At 71.0% G+C, this 14794-nt stretch carries 11 protein-coding genes; 7 read left to right on the plus strand and 4 right to left on the minus strand.

Features of this window, described 5'->3' with window-relative positions:
- The first annotated feature begins 7 nt into the window (after positions 1-7).
- Positions 8-886, plus strand: coding sequence for a chorismate synthase (locus ACKTSN_RS45615; RefSeq protein WP_409474442.1), 879 nt, complete (start codon positions 8-10; stop codon positions 884-886).
- A complete protein-coding gene (gene menC / locus ACKTSN_RS45620) occupies positions 883-1998 on the plus strand; it encodes an o-succinylbenzoate synthase (protein WP_409474443.1) in 1116 nt (371 codons plus the stop codon). The genes ACKTSN_RS45615 and menC overlap by 4 nt, the downstream gene beginning before the upstream one ends.
- A gap of 25 nt (positions 1999-2023) precedes the next feature.
- Here menC and ACKTSN_RS45625 read toward each other — a convergent pair whose 3' ends face one another.
- The 3 genes from ACKTSN_RS45625 to ACKTSN_RS45635 form a co-directional block, all read right to left on the minus strand.
- Complete coding sequence (locus ACKTSN_RS45625; protein WP_409474444.1) at positions 2024-3949, minus strand: AMP-dependent synthetase/ligase; 1926 nt, start codon at positions 3947-3949, stop codon at positions 2024-2026.
- Between the two features lie 100 nt (positions 3950-4049).
- Complete coding sequence (locus ACKTSN_RS45630; RefSeq protein ID WP_409475090.1) at positions 4050-5606, minus strand: vWA domain-containing protein; 1557 nt, start codon at positions 5604-5606, stop codon at positions 4050-4052.
- 179 nt (positions 5607-5785) lie between these two features.
- Entirely contained in the window at positions 5786-6667 is an 882-nt protein-coding gene (locus ACKTSN_RS45635; RefSeq protein ID WP_409474445.1) for a helix-turn-helix domain-containing protein, read from the minus strand.
- Positions 6668-6838: 171 nt separating this feature from the next.
- Between ACKTSN_RS45635 and ACKTSN_RS45640 the strand changes: the two genes are divergently transcribed.
- The 3 genes from ACKTSN_RS45640 (at position 6839) to ACKTSN_RS45650 (ending at position 9077) form a co-directional block, all read left to right on the plus strand.
- Positions 6839-7855 (plus strand): zinc-dependent alcohol dehydrogenase family protein, encoded by a 1017-nt coding sequence (locus ACKTSN_RS45640; RefSeq protein WP_409474446.1) that lies wholly within the window; start codon positions 6839-6841, stop codon positions 7853-7855.
- Between the two features lie 35 nt (positions 7856-7890).
- Positions 7891-8556, plus strand: a complete 666-nt coding sequence (locus ACKTSN_RS45645; RefSeq protein ID WP_409474447.1) for an SDR family NAD(P)-dependent oxidoreductase — start codon at positions 7891-7893, stop codon at positions 8554-8556.
- Between the two features lie 170 nt (positions 8557-8726).
- Complete coding sequence (locus ACKTSN_RS45650; protein WP_409474448.1) at positions 8727-9077, plus strand: cyclophilin-like fold protein; 351 nt, start codon at positions 8727-8729, stop codon at positions 9075-9077.
- A 329-nt stretch (positions 9078-9406) separates the two neighbouring features.
- Here ACKTSN_RS45650 and ACKTSN_RS45655 read toward each other — a convergent pair whose 3' ends face one another.
- A complete protein-coding gene (locus tag ACKTSN_RS45655; protein ID WP_409475091.1) occupies positions 9407-10303 on the minus strand; it encodes a DMT family transporter in 897 nt (298 codons plus the stop codon).
- Positions 10304-11246: 943 nt separating this feature from the next.
- Here ACKTSN_RS45655 and ACKTSN_RS45660 point away from each other — a divergent pair.
- Positions 11247-13391 carry a glycoside hydrolase family 27 protein gene (locus ACKTSN_RS45660; RefSeq protein WP_409474449.1) on the plus strand — a complete coding sequence of 715 codons (2145 nt, stop codon included), beginning with the start codon at positions 11247-11249 and terminating at the stop codon, positions 13389-13391.
- Positions 13392-13504: 113 nt separating this feature from the next.
- A complete protein-coding gene (locus tag ACKTSN_RS45665; protein WP_409474450.1) occupies positions 13505-14794 on the plus strand; it encodes an ABC transporter substrate-binding protein in 1290 nt (429 codons plus the stop codon).

A 14794-nucleotide genomic window follows, 5' to 3' on the forward strand; every position in this document is an offset into this window, starting at 1 on the left:
TCAAGGCATGACACCTGTGACGATCTCCGCCGCCGGGTCCGGGGCGGCGGCCGGTACACCGAACGTGGGCGCCCTCGCCGAGGGCGCGGCCCGTGCCGCCGGGGTCACGGTCCGTACCGTGCACACTGTGGCCGGTATCCGTGCCGTGGCCGACTTCTTCGCGGATGTGTGGCAGACGCCGCGCGCCACCCCGCCCTACCCCTCGGAGGTGTTGCACAGCCTGGTGCACTCCGGAGGCGCGGTGCACGCGGCGTACTCCACCGGGCCGTCGGGCGAAGTGCTCGCCGGGGCGGCGGTGGCGGTGTTCGGGCCACCCGCCGAGCGGGACGTGTACTCGTTCGTGGCGGCGGCGACCGCGTCCGGCCGGGGTGTCGGCTTTGCGGTCAAGCAGGCGCAGCGGCTGTGGGCGCTGGAGCGGGGCGCCACCACCATGCGCTGGACCTTCGACCCGCTGGTCAGCCGCAACGTCCGCTTCAACCTGGTCAAGCTGGGCGCCGTCGGCAGCGAGTACCTGGTCGACTTCTACGGGCCGATGAGCGACGGCGTGAACAACGGCGACGAGAGCGACCGGCTCACCGTGGTGTGGGACCTGGTGACGGGGACCGCGCGGACGGACGACCCCGTCGAGGGCCGCTCCGCCGCCGACGTCGTTCGCCGGGCACCGGACGGCGGCCCGCTCGCTCTGCGCGACGCGGACAGGGTGTGGTGCCGCGTGCCCGAGGACATGGTCGCGCTGCGCGCCGCCGATCCGGCGCTCGCGCTCGACTGGAGGCACGCCGTGCGCGAGGTCTTCACCGAGGCGTACGCAGAGGGCCTGCGCGCGACGGCCATGTCTCGTGACGGCTGGTACCTGCTGACCCGCCCGTCCCCCGAGGAGCAGGCATGAAGCTCGAACGCGTCGAACTGCTCCACGTCGCCCTCCCGCTCGTCACCCCGTTCCGTACCTCCTTCGGGACGATGACCAGCAAGGACACCTTCCTGCTGCACGTGGTGACCGACGAGGCCGAGGGCTGGTCGGAGTTCGCTGCCGACCCCGAGCCGCTGTACTGCTCGGAGTTCGTCGCCGGCGCCGAGATCGTCATCCGGGACTTCCTGCTGCCGCGCGTCGCCGCCCTGCCCGAGCCGACGACCGCGGCCGTCGCCCCCGCGATGGCCTCCGTCAAGGGCCACGAACTGGCCAAGGCCGCCCTGGAAACCGCCCTCCTGGACGCCGAACTGCGCGCCTACGGCATGTCACTCGCGACCTTTCTCGGCTCCGTCCACGAACGGGTGCCCGCCGGGGTCTCGGTCGGCATCAAGAACTCCGTACCCGAACTGCTCGACGACGTCGAGCGGTACCTCGCCGAGGGCTACATCCGCATCAAGCTGAAGATCGAGCCGGGCTGGGACGTCGAGCCGGTGCGCGCCGTACGCGAACGCTTCGGCGACCAACTCCCGCTCCAGGTGGACGCCAACACCGCCTACACGCTCGCCGACGCCGAACACCTCCGTAAGCTCGACGACTTCGGGCTGCTGCTGATCGAGGAGCCGCTGGAGGAGAACAACATCCACGCCCACGCCCAGCTCCAGAGGCGTCTGGCCACCCCGGTCTGTCTCGACGAGTCGATCCACTCCGCGCGCGACGCGGCGTCCGCGATCGCGATGGACGCCTGCCGGGTCGTCAACGTCAAACCGGCCCGCGTCGGCGGCTATCCGCAAGCCCGTCGCATCCACGACGTGGCCGCCGCCCACGGCGTGCCGGTGTGGTGCGGCGGAATGCTGGAGACGGGCATCGGCCGCGCCCCCAACCTGGCGCTCGCCGCCCTCCCGGGCTTCACCCTCCCCGGCGACACCTCCGCCTCCAGCCGGTACTTCGCCGAGGACATCACCGAACCGTTCGTCCTCCAGGACGGCCACCTGCCAGTACCCACCGCCCCGGGCATCGGCATCGACCCGCTGCCGGACGCGCTGGCCCGGTTCACGACGGCGACCCGGGAGTTGTACGCGGGACGGCGGTGACCGCACGGCCACCCCGCCTCGGGTGTCAGCGCCCCGATGCGTACAGCGCCTCGATCTCCTGCGCGTACGCTGCCATCGCCGCCTGGCGTTTCACTTTCATGGACGGGGTCAGCAGCCCGTTGTCCTCGGTGAACTCGCCCTCGACCAGGGTGAAGGCGCGGATCGACTCGGCGCGTGAGACGGCCTGGTTGGCGTGGTCGACGGCCTTCTGGACGTCGGCGCGCATCCGCGGGTCGCGGACGATCTCGGACATCGGCGTGTCGGCGGGCAGTTTGCGGACCGCGAGCCAGTGGGCGACGGCCTCGGGGTCGAGGGTGACGATGGCGGCGACGAAGGGGCGGTTGTCGCCGACGACGAGGCACTGGCCGACGGGCGGGCGGCTGCGCAGGCGGTCCTCCAGGACGGCGGGGGAGACGTTCTTGCCGCCGGAGGTGACGATGATGTCCTTCTTGCGGCCGGTGATGGTGAGGTAGCCGTCCTCGTCGAGGGCGCCGAGGTCGCCGGTGGCGAACCAGCCGTCGGTCAGGACGGCGTCCGTGGCGGCCGGGTTGTCGAGGTACGAGCCGAAGACGATGCCGCCCTTGACGAGGACCTCGTCGTCGTCGGCGATGCGGACGGCGGTGCCGGGGACGGGGAGGCCCACCGTGCCGGGGCGGGGGCCGAGGGGCGGGACGATAGTGGCGGCGGCGGTGGTCTCGGTCAGGCCGTAGCCCTCGTAGACGATGATTCCGGCAGCGTAGAAGAACAGGTTGAGGTCGCGGTCGAGCGGGGAACCGCCGCTGATGGCGTAGCGCATGCGGCCGCCGAGTTCCTTGCGGACACGGCGGTAGACCAGCAGGTCGTACAGAGCCCAGGCGGCGTACAGGCCGGGGCCGGGGCCCTTGCCCTTGTCGAGGAACCTGGCGAGGTACGCCTCGCCGAAGCGCACTGCGATCCGGTGCGCACGGTCGAAGGAGGCGCCGCGGCCGAGCTTCTCCGCGGTGGCGCGGCCGGTGTCGTGGATCTTCTCGAAGAGGTAGGGGACGCCGACCAGGAAGGTCGGGCGGAACTCCTTGAACGCCGGGCGGAGGTCGTCGGGCTTGATGCTCGGGCAGTGGCCGATCTCGATGCGGGCCATCAGGCAGGCGATCTGGAGGGCGCGGCCGAGGATGTGGGCGAGTGGGAGGAAGAGCAGGGTGGAGGCGGTCTGACCGGTGAGATCCCTGAACATGGGGTGCAGCAGCTCGACCGTGTTGGCGGCCTCGGCATGCAGGTTGGCGTGGGTGAGGACGCAGCCCTTCGGCCGGCCGGTGGTGCCCGAGGTGTAGCAGACGGTCGCGGGGGTGTCGGGGGTCAGGGCCGTACGGCGCTTGGTGACCTCCTCGTCGGGGACGTCCTGGCCGAGAGCGGTGAGGTCGTCGAGGCCGTCCGTGTCCAGTTGCCAGATGCGTGGCGGCTGGGGGTGACCTGCCGTGCCGGCCCTGACGGTCGTGGCGTTCTCGGCGGTTTCCGTGATGACGAAGCGGGTGCCCGAGTCGCGGATGATCCACTCCACCTGTTCGGCGGAGGAGGTGGCGTAGACCGGGACGGTCTGGCCACCGGCGGCCCAGATCGCGAAGTCCAGGACCGTCCACTCGTAGCGGGTGCGGGACATCACCGCGATCCGCCCGCCCGGTTCGAGACCGGCGGCGATCAACCCCTTGGCCACGGCGGTGACCTCACGGGCGAAGGCCGCCGCGGTCACGGGCTGCCAGGCCCCGTGCTGCTTGCGGCGCAGGACCACAGTGTCGGGGGCCTGGGCGGCGTTGGTGAACGGGATGTCGGCGGTGCTGCCGGTCGTCGCCCTCGGCGCGAGGGGAGCCGCACGGACCTCGCGTACGACCCCGCGCTCGTCCCTGATGATCTCGGTCCTCGTGCGGGTCGCCAGGTCGGTGCGCTGTTGCGCCCGCTTCAGATCCCTGCGTACGCCCATGACGGCTCCCGGTCGCGGCTGAGGATGGCGTGCTGTCGTCCGCACTTACTCCAAAGTCAACTTACTCGTGCGTAAGGGAAGGTCAATGGGTCGGTCCGGTTCACCTCAGGTGGCTCGCCGTCTCTATCGCGTCAGCCAGCTGCTGCACGTCCTCGTCCTCCGTCCTGTACGCCAACGTGTACGCCCGCTCTGAGAGTTCGTCCAGATGCGGGGCGCCGGGCAGGGAGCCGTAGCGGTGGTCGGAGGAGCGGCGGAGAGCGTCGGCGAAGTAGGCGGCCGTGGCCGTGACCTGGAGGCCCCGGCCGGCGCTCCAGACGGAGTCATCGAGGGCGCCGGCCTCCAGAGCGCCGGACTCCTCGTGCGGAGCGCGCGTGTCGGGGTCGAGCCAGCGGACGGTGGCAGTGGCGAGGTGGCCGTCGGCGCCGGGTTCGGTGCGCACCGCGTACAGGGCGGTGACGGTGTGACCGGGGCCGACTTCGCCGCCGTCGACGCGGTCGTCGCGGAAGTCGTCGTCGGCGACGTGGCGGTTGTCGTAGCCGACGAGGCGGAACTCGGCGACCGTCTCGGGGTCGAAGGCGACCTGGGCCTTGGCGTCGCGGGCCGTCAGTTCGATGTTCTGCGGGAGCTGTTCGCAGAACACCTCCCGGGCGTCCTCGGTGTTCGAGACATAGACCGTGTGGCCGTCTCCCCGGTCGGCGAGGCGTTCCATCAGGGCGTCGCCGTAGTCGCTGCCGACGCCGACGCCGAACAGGGTGATGCCGTGCTCGCGGCGTTCAGTGGCAATCTGCTCCAGGATCGCGTCCGGGTCGGTGTCGCCGGTGTTGGCGAGCGCGTCGGAGACCAGGACGACCCGGTTGGTGGCGCCCTCGCGCAGACCCTCGACCGCGGTGGCGTATCCGGTCTCGACGCCCGCGCCGAGGTTGGTGGAGTCGGTGGGCTCCAGACTGTCGATGGCCTCGTGGATCTCGCCGCGACGGCCGTCCAGGCGCGTCATGGGGAGCACGGTCTCGGCCTCGTCGCTGAAGGTGACGATCGCGACCGAGTCGTCGTCGCGCAGCCGGTCCGTCATCACGGACAGGGACTGCCGGGCGAGGTCGAGGCGGCCCGGTTCAGCCATGGAGCCCGAGATGTCGATGACGAACGTCAGGGCGGCGGGCGGGCGTTCACCGGCCTGTTCGGCGCTGCGCGTGGCGAGGCCCACGCGGATCAGGGACCAGTTCTCCTCGTCGGTGCGGGCGCCGTCGACGGTGACCGTGAAGCCGTCGCCGTCGGGGCGTTCGTAGTCCTGGCGGAAGCTGTTGACGAACTCCTCGGGGCGAATCGTCGACGGGTCGGGCAGCCTGCCCTCGGCGAGGGCGCGGCGGGCGTATCCGTAGGAGGCGGTGTCCACGTCGAGGGCGAAGGTGGAGAGGTAGTCGGGGGAGGGGGCGACCTCGCGGGAGTCGGTGTCGTCCTGCTGCTCGCCGGTCCCTTGGCTGCGGTCGGGGGCGGGTAGTGGGGCGGGGAACCCGGAGTTGTGCTCGCTCGCGTCCGAGGCGCGGCTGTTGTCGCCGGTGTCGCTCGCGCCGCAGCCGGTGAGCAGCAGGCCCCCCGCCGCCGTGAGTGCGAGCAGCGTGCCGCGCAGCCGCCGGCTCCGGTGGCGCTCGTACCACTCCATCATCCGTGCCCCCTCGGTCGGTTGACGCCGACGTCTGTTGACGTGGCCTTCTGCGACTGTGACGGCACAGAGCACCGGAACGTGCGACACGGGGTGTTGCAGATGCGTCTCGAAGCGGCCACGGAGGCGGCCCGCCCTACGCCGGAGCACAGCTCCGATCCGCCGACCGCCGGTCGTCGTCAGGTGAGGGAGGGTGAGGCGGCCAGGTTCTGGTCGGCGGCCCAGGAGGCGAGGATGCGCAGCCGCTCGTGGGTGGGGGAGCCGGGCGCGGCGGTCCAGACGGTCAGGTGCTGGTCGGGGTCGGTGTTGGCGGTGAGGGTGTCCCAGTCCAGGACGAGCTCACCGACGACCGGATGGTTGAGGGTCTTCGTCCCCACGGTGCGGGCGGCGACACGGTGATCGCCCCACCACCGGGCGAACTGCTCATCACGCGTGGACAGTTCACCGACCAGCTCGATCAGGCGGGGGTCCTCGGGATACTTGGCGGCCTCCATCCGAAGCTGGGCCACGGAGATCTGCGCGGAGGCCTCCCAGTCGGCGTACAGGGTGCGCATCGCCGGATCCGTGAACTGGATCCGCGGGTAGTTGCGGTGCTTTTCCGGTATGCGGGAGAAATCGGTGACCAGGGCTGCGGCCAGCGCGTTCCAGGCCAGAATGTCCCCGCGCCGGCCCTGCACGATGGCCGGGGTGGCGGTGAGGTCGTCCAGGACCCGCTGCAGCTGCGGCTGGACCTTCTGCCGACCGCGGCGCCGGGTGCGGGTGGTGGTCTTGCCGGCGAGCTGGAAGAGGTAGCCCCGCTCGTCGTCGTCCAGGTGCAGTACCCGGGCGAGCGTGTCCAGCACGGGCGTGGATGCCTGCATGCGGCCCTGCTCGAGGCGGGTGTAGTAGTCGGTGCTGATGCTGGCGAGCTGGGCGACCTCCTCGCGGCGCAGCCCGGCCACCCGGCGGGGCCCGCCGGTCTCGGGCAGCCCGACGGTGCGCGGGCTCAGCTCCGAGCGGCGCTTCTTGAGGAATTCTCCCAGCTCGTTGAGGGGAACGTTGCCGGTCATGCTGCCCAGCATGGCACCGATCCCACCCGGGAAAGGAGGGAGAATTTACTCCCAGGATGTTTCCGTCCCCGGATGTATCTCTCCGCTTTTCGCGCCTGGCCTCAGGTGTGAGTCTCGACCGTGAGCAGCCATTCCTGATACCGGCCGCGGCACACCGACCCTCGCACCGAAAGAAGCACCATCATGCGCGGAGCAGTCATCCACGCCCCCGGCGACGTACGTTTCGAGAACCTCGACGACCCGCAGATCATCCGGCCGACCGACGCGGTCATCCGCACGGTCGCCACCTGTGTGTGCGGCTCGGACCTGTGGCCGTATCGCGGCCTGGAACCCATCGGCGACCCGCACCCGATGGGGCACGAGTACGTCGGCGTCGTCGAGGAGGTCGGCAGCGAGGTCACCTCGGTCAAGCCGGGCCAGTTCGTGGTCGGCTCCTTCGCCACCTCGGACAACACCTGCGCGAACTGCCGTAACGGCTGGCAGTCCAACTGCCTGCACCGCGAGTTCATGAGCACCTGCCAGGCCGACTACGTCCGCATTCCCAACGCCCACGGCACCCTCGTCGCCACGGACGACCACCCGGCCGACGAGTTCGTGCCCAGCCTGCTCGCCGTCTCCGACGTGATGGGCACCGGCTGGTACGCCGCCCTCGCCGCCGAGGTCAAGCCCGGCTCGACCGCCGTCGTGGTCGGCGACGGAGCGGTCGGCCTGTGCGGCGTCATCGCCGCGCGCGAGCTCGGCGCCGAGCGGATCATCGCCATGAGCCGCCACGAGCCGCGCCAGCGGCTTGCCCTCGAGTTCGGTGCCACCGACATCATCAGCGAACGCGGCGAGGAAGGCATCGCCCGCGTCAAGGACCTCACCGAAGGGATCGGCGCCGACTCGGTGCTGGAGTGCGTCGGCACCCCGGAGGCCATGAGGCAGGCTCTGCACTCCGCCCGGCCCGGCGGCAACGTCGGTTTCGTCGGTGTCCCGCACGATGTGGCGATCGACGGCGAGGAGCTGTTCTTCTCCCACGTCGGCCTGCGTGGCGGCCCCGCACCCGTGCGCCGCTACCTGCCCGACCTGATCGACCGCGTCCTCACGGGCCGGATCAACCCGGGCAAGGTCTTCGACCTCGCCCTGCCTCTGGAGCAGGTCGCCGAAGGCTACAAGGCGATGGACGAGCGCCGCGCCATCAAGGCCCTCCTGACCCCCTGACCGCACACGGATCCCCTCCGATGGGAGGAGTCACCGTGACCACCTTCGCTCTCGTCGGCGCCGGGCCCGGCCTCGGGCTGGCCACCGCCCGCCGCTTCGGAGCCGCCGGCCACACCGTCGCCCTCGTCTCCCGCAGCGCCGCGCACCTGGAGGAGCTGGCGGCCGAGCTGGCCCGCGACAACGTCCAGGCCCAGGGCTTCGCCGCCGACGTCCTGGACCCCGCATCCCTCACCGCGGCCCTGAGGACGGCGTCCGACGCCCTCGGACCCATCGAGATCCTCCAGTACAGCCCCGTGCCCCGCCCCGACTTCATGCAGCCGGTCCTCGACACGAGCGCCGACGACCTCGAGGCGCCCCTGGCCTTCTCCGTCAAGGGCCCCGTCACCTGTGTGAACGCCGCCCTCCCCGGCATGCGCGCCCTCGGCCGCGGCACGCTCCTGTTCGTCAACGGCGGCAGCGCCGTACGCCCCCACCCCGACCGGGCCGGCACCTCGATCGCGTTCGCCGCCGAAAGCGCCTACGCCCGCATGCTCCACGACGCCCTCGCCCCGGAGAACATCCACGCCGCCCAGTTGATCATCCCGGGCGCCATCCGGCCGGACGCCGAGCACAGCAGCCCCGACGTCCTGGCCCAGCGCCTGTACGACATCCACCACAAGCGGGACGGCTTCCGCCACTACGCCGAGCCCGTGCCCGACTGACCCCTGGACGCCCCATGACCCCGGCCGCCCTCGCCCGTGCGGTTCCGGCCGCCGCCCTGCTGCTGGCCGTGACCGCCTGCACTCACGACTCGTCGCCGTCCTCGGCGCCTGCACCACGTGGGACATCGTCAGCCCCGGAACCCACTGCACCCTCCGGCAGGACCAACGCCATGAACATCCGCCTGACCATCGACGGCCACCCCGTCGACGCCACCCTGAACGACAGCGCCACCGCCCGCGACCTCGCCGCTCTGCTTCCGCTCACGCTGAATCTGAGCGATTTCCACCAGACGGAGAGGATTGCCGATCTGCCCCGCCGGCTGTCCACCTCCGGCGCGCCGGAAGCAGCCGCAGCCAAAGCCGGTGACCTGGCGTATTACGCGCCCTGGGGCAACCTGGCCATCTACTACCGCGACGGTGGCTCCAGCGACTCCGGCCTGGTCATCCTCGGCCACGTGGCCGCCGGTGACATTGAGCGGCTCGCCACCGCCGACCAGGTCACCATGGAAGCCGCCTCCTGAGTCGGCCGATCCGACGTGGCCGCCCTCCGCCCCGCCTGGGCCGCCGTCCCCGCAGCCGGCGGCGGCTTGGAGCAGCGGATGTACGCGCAGCGGCGAGTCGTAGTTCGCCCGCGCCTCCGTCGGCACCTTCACCTGCTGAGCCACGTACTCCATCGCGGCGGCCGGTACCTCCTTGGTCCGTATATGGCGTCGTCAGAGAGATGCTGAAGCGATCAACACTCGTGGCCGCTGCCGCGCAGCGCCGGGACGGCACTCGTGCTCTTGGTGACCGCCGTGACACCGGGGGTTACGAGGCACAGTGGAGGGAGGCACAGTGGAGGAAGGCCCGCTCAGGGAGCCCCCGCGGTCCGGCGCTCCTCGTCCGGCGCCACCAGCGACTGGGTGAGTGGAATCCGCGACAGTGCGAGGACTCCCGCGGCGATCAGCGCGACACCGAACAGCTGGGGCAGCAGCCACCACCCGGAGCGGATTTCCTCCTCGTAGAGGGTGATGCCGAGTGCGAGGCTCACCATCGCGTCCCCGAGGGTGAGGGCGGGCTGCGAGGCGACCAGCGGACCGGCCTGCATCGCGTTCTCCAGGAGGAACAGCGCGCACACGCCGGTGGCGGCGAATGCGTAGGTCTGCCAGGCGGAGAAGAAGCCCACGGGCCCTTGCTCGTCGAGGATGTGCGTGGAGGCCTTCATCAGCGCCGCGGTCACCGCGTAACTGATCGCTGTCGCGGCCCCCAGACAGGCGGCCCGGGCGCGGCCCTCCGGGCGCCGGAGGGCCGCGAGAGCGAGAGCGACGACCGTCCCCATGCACACGGCGAGGGCGGGAATCCACCGGTCCAGCGCCACATGGGTGCGATTGCTGGTGGGGGACGCGGCGGCGAGCGCGACCGCCAGCCCGGCCACCACCAACGTCACGGCCAGCCAGCCCGTGCCCGGTAGATGCCGGTGCATCAGGAACGAGGCGACGATGAGGGTGAGCGGCAGCTCCAGCACGAACAGCGGCTGCACGATCGTCAGCGGCCCGGTCGCCAGCGCCAGCGCCTGGCAGACACCGGCGGCGATCACCGCAAGGATGCCGGACAGCCAGACGGGCCGCCGCAGCAGATCGAGCATCAGCCCGGCCCGGAACCCTTCGGAGCGCGGCACGGTGAGCGCCGCCTTGCGCTGCAGCACTGTCGCGACGGCGTTGCTGAAGGCCGCGCAGAGCGCGAAGACGATGGGGAACAGGGTGTGCAGCGTGGCCACCTCCCGGATCGGCGGGCCTGTGACGTCGGCTGTGCCTCCTCCTGCCATGGTCGCCTCGATGCGGTTACGAGCGCGATCGGAGCCCCCGGGCTGCGGACCATTGATCACCGGCCGACAACGGACGCGGGCGTGCGGAGTCGTGCACGGGCCCCGTCGGCGCTGCTGCGGCTGAGGACCGTGCCCATACGCGTGCCGAGGCCCGAGCGCACGAGGATCGTGCACCGCGCCATCCGGGTGACGGCGACGGCTCCGACGCCGTGATCACACCAGCCACACCATGATCATTCCACTCCGGTCCGGCCGGTCCGGCACATCCGTCAGACCACCGGGATGAAGGCGGGCTCGATGCCCATCGCGGTGATGCCCCCCACGGAACGGTCGATTGGAGTTGGAGCGCTTGTGCACGGTCATCCGCACCCAGCGGGCCGTGGCAGGCCGTGGCAGGGCGATGTCCACGACGCCGCCCCTGCCGGAGTCGGTGCGGTACACGGCCGTCCACGACTGGTTGTCGCGGGAGGTCTCGATGACGAATCCGACGGCGCAACTGGACAGGATTTCCTGGCCGGTGGTGTTGTCGCGCCGAAACCAGCGAAGAGGGTGGAGTCGGCCGTGAGAACGGTGCGGCGGGACGGCACAGAGGGGAGGTCCGGCATGGGCAATGGCTCCGATCAGGGATGTCCGGTGAACGAGGCGGCCTGGGACCATGGCTGACAACGTTGCCAGAGGGGTCGATGACAACGCTGCCGAACACTGCACCGCCGACCTGGTTCCGTCAAGACTTCCGGCTCGCCGCGCGACATGTTTCTTTAAATTAGTAATAAATATTGACAGGGTTTCGGCCCCGGGACACAGTCTTCGCCGTGACGCCGCCGGCCCCAGGCATCCGCGCGGTCCGCGTCACCTCCTCCTGCTTGCCAACCTCCGGGAGAGGCACGTGACTTCACGCCCACCCGCACAGCGAACCCGACACCGACAGGCCGCCCGGCTCGCCCTCGCGGCCGCGATCGCCGTGGTCCTGACCGCGTCGGCCGTCCCCGCCGCCATCGCGGACACCGCTGTGGACCAGGGAGCGCCCGCGTACTACGACAGCGGTCTCGCCCCGACGCCGTACATGGGCTGGAACACCTACTACGGGCTCGGCGCGCCCACCGAGAAGGAGGTCCGCGCCGTCGCCGACAAACTCGTCAGCAGCGGGCTGCGTGACAGCGGCTACGACATCGTGTGGCTGGACGGCGGCTGGCAGGCCGACAACCCCCGTGACACGCAAGGGCGGTTGGCGGCCCACCCCGACCGCTTCCCCTCCGGCATCCCGGCCCTGGTCTCCTACCTCCACAAGCGTGGACTGAAGGCCGGCATCTACACCGACGCCGGTACTTACGACGGCGGCAAGATGTGCGGACTCGGCAGTCGCGGCCACTACCTGGAGGACGCGCGGCAGTTCGCCGAGTGGAAGATCGACGCCATCAAGGTCGACTTCCTGTGCGGCATCAGCGAGAAGCTCGATCCGGGACCCGCGTTCAAGGAGTTCAGCGACGCCGTCGCCAAGTCCGGGCGCAGGATGCTGCTCAACCTGTGCAATCCGCTCACCGACGACTGGGGCCTGCCGCACACGCCCGAGCAGGACGCGCACAACACCTACGCCTACGCCCCGACGATCGCGGACTCCTGGCGCACCGGCACGGACATCGCCTGGGGCACGCCGAGCCCGGGCCAGTGGCCCAACGTGCTGCGCAACATGGACGCCAACGCCTGGCACCCCGAGGCGCAGGGGCCCGGCCGCTACAACGACCCCGACTACCTCATCCCCATGCGCCGCATGACGGACGGCGCCTTGGAGCTGACGGAGGAGGAGTCGACCACGCAGTTCGTGATGTGGGCCGAGATGGCCTCGCCGCTCGTCCTCGGCTCCGACCCCCGCACCCTGCCCGCGTCGATGATCGAGACACTGCGCAACCCGGAGATCATCGCCGTGAACCAGGACCCGCTCGCCGTCCAGGGCGTCCGGGTGGCCACCGACTCCGTCGGCGACGTGTACAGCAAGGTCCTCGCGGGGGACGGCCGGCGCGCGGTCGTCCTGCTCAACCGCTCCGACCGGCCGGCCCTTCGCACCGTGAACTTCGCCGATGCGGCGCTGGGCGGGGCGGTCAAGGTGCGCGACCTGCGGGCCCGCGCCGATCGCGGCACGCACACCGGGTCGTACACCGTCGAGGTGCCCGCCCACGGCACCGCGTTCCTCAAGCTCACCGGCGAGGACGCACTTCCCGGCACGAGCCTGGGCGAGAAGGCCGGCGCGAGCCCGGCCGTCGTGCGCGACGGTGACACGCTGACCACGTTCTTCCGCGGACCGCGCGGGAACCTCGTCCAGCACACGGCGGCCGCCTACGGCAGCGCGCGTACGACGGACCTCGGAGGCCCGGCCAGGGGGAAGATCCTCGGCCAGCCGGCCGCCTACGCCTCCGCCGGCGGCCGGATCGACGTCTTCGTGCGTGGCGCCGACTCCCGGGTGTACCGGCGGGTGTTCGCCGGCGGACGCTGGGGGGACTGGCAGGGCCTGGGCGGGCAGGTGACCGACGCGCCGTCGGTGGCGTTCACCGACCCCGCGCACTGGACCCTCGTGGCGCGCGGGGCGGACGGGCGGATCGTGCAGCGTGGGCCGTCGACCGGCTGGTCGTCGCTGGGCGCACCGGGCGACCGTGCGACGTACGGCAGGCCGTCCGCCGCCGTCGACGCGCAGGGGCGCGTCCATGTCGCCGTACGCACCTCGGCGGACGACATCTGGACGCGGTCGCGGGACGCCTCGGGGGAGTGGTCGCAGTGGTCCTCCCTCGGCGGGACCGTGAGCGGAAGTCCGACCCTCGTCACCGCGGGAGACGCCGTGGTGCTGTACGTGCGCGCCGGCGACTACACGCTCTGGCAGCGGCGCCACGAAGGCGGTGCCTGGCAGGGCTGGACGAAGCGGCAGGAGTTCCCCAGCGCAGCCTTCGACGGCGCGCTCGGGGCGGTAGCGGGGCCCGGCGGTGCGGTCGACGCCGTGTTCCGCGGGGTGGACGGGGCCGTCCACCGGACCCAGTTCCAATAAATTAGTAATTAATCTTGACGTGGCGGAAGCGCCACGCGAACCTGGATCCGCCGCGAACGGGCCCGGCCGTCAGGAGGGCCGGGCCCGCCGCGCGGATCCACAGGGAGCCCTCCATGACGAACCCTCAGCCCAGCCGACGGCGCTTCCTCGCCGGACTCGGCGCCGCCGGGACGACGGCGCTGCTCAGCGGCTGCGTCACCGCCACCTCTTCCTCGAAGTCCTCCTCCAAGGGCGCGGTCACCCTCCAGTCCAACCTGTCCGCACCGCAGGCCAAGGCGGCCATGGAGGACATCGTCGCCGCCTACGGCAAGAAGGAGGGAGCCGGGCGCGTCAGCCTCAACACGGTCGCCGCGGAGACCTTCCGCACCCAGCTGCCGACGTACCTGACCTCCGCCAACCCGCCCGACGTGTACACCTGGTACCCCGGCTCGGTGGCGGACGCCTACGCCGGGAAGGACCTGCTGCTCGACCTCGACGAGCTCTGGGGCTCGTCCGACCTCAAGCGTTACTCCAAGGCGCTGAACACGCTGTGCACCGCGAGCTCCGGCAAGAAGGTCTTCGTCCCCACCACCTACTACTGGTGGGGCATGTTCTACCGGAAGTCCAACTTCGCCAAGTGGGACGTGAGCGAACCCAAGACCTGGGACGAATTCCTCGACCTGTGCGACAAGCTCAAGTCCAAGGGCGTCGCCCCCATCGGCCTGGGCGCCGGCGGCAACACCGCCTGGGTGGCCTCCGCCTGGTTCGACTACCTGGACATCCGCATCAACGGCGCGATCTACCACCGCGAACTGCTCGCCGGAAAGCACCGCTTCGACGACCCCGAGGTCCGCAAGGTCTTCGACCGCTGGCAGGAAGTGCTGCCGTACTTCGACCCGAACGGCACCGCGGGCGCCTTCCAGGACGCCACGACCGCCCTGCTCAACGGCCGCAGCGGCATGATGCTGATCGGCACCTTCTTCGCCGACGCCGCGCCCAAGGATGCCCTCGACGACATCGACTTCTTCCGCTTCCCGGTCATCGACGCGAAGGTCCCGCTCGCCGAGGAGGCCCCCACCGACGGCTACTTCGCCGGCGCCCGCACCGGACGCCGCGACGGGGTGCTCGATCTGCTGGGCTACCTCGCCACCGCCGAGTCGCAGGAGATCTACATCAAGGGATCGTCCGGCACCGTCCTGCCCTGTCACCCCGACGCCAAGGACGCCGGCACCCCGCTGGTGAAGAAGGGCCGCGCACACATCGAGGAGGCGGCCGAGATCACCCAGTTCTTCAACCGCGACTCCAGCGACGCCCTCCAGCCCACCGCCGACACCGCGCTGACCAAGTTCCTCGCCAAGCCCAAGGAGATCGGCAGCATCCTCACCGACTGGCAGCGCGACGCCGAGAAGATCTGGAACGCCTGA

The sequence above is a fragment of the Streptomyces flavusporus genome, assembly GCF_046267975.1.
In the GTDB taxonomy this organism is placed as follows: domain Bacteria; phylum Actinomycetota; class Actinomycetes; order Streptomycetales; family Streptomycetaceae; genus Streptomyces; species Streptomyces flavusporus.

Bases quoted from the DNA above. Each gene is read 5' to 3' on its own strand.
- ACKTSN_RS45630 (WP_409475090.1), bottom strand. From the start codon at position 5,606: ATGGAGTGGTACGAGCGCCACCGGAGCCGGCGGCTGCGCGGCACGCTG.
- ACKTSN_RS45635 (WP_409474445.1), bottom strand. From the start codon at position 6,667: ATGCTGGGCAGCATGACCGGCAACGTTCCCCTCAACGAGCTGGGAGAA.
- ACKTSN_RS45650 (WP_409474448.1), top strand. From the start codon at position 8,727: ATGAACATCCGCCTGACCATCGACGGCCACCCCGTCGACGCCACCCTG.
- ACKTSN_RS45640 (WP_409474446.1), top strand. From the start codon at position 6,839: ATGCGCGGAGCAGTCATCCACGCCCCCGGCGACGTACGTTTCGAGAAC.
- ACKTSN_RS45615 (WP_409474442.1), top strand. From the start codon at position 8: ATGACACCTGTGACGATCTCCGCCGCCGGGTCCGGGGCGGCGGCCGGT.
- ACKTSN_RS45625 (WP_409474444.1), bottom strand. From the start codon at position 3,949: ATGGGCGTACGCAGGGATCTGAAGCGGGCGCAACAGCGCACCGACCTG.
- ACKTSN_RS45665 (WP_409474450.1), top strand. From the start codon at position 13,505: ATGACGAACCCTCAGCCCAGCCGACGGCGCTTCCTCGCCGGACTCGGC.
- menC (WP_409474443.1), top strand. From the start codon at position 883: ATGAAGCTCGAACGCGTCGAACTGCTCCACGTCGCCCTCCCGCTCGTC.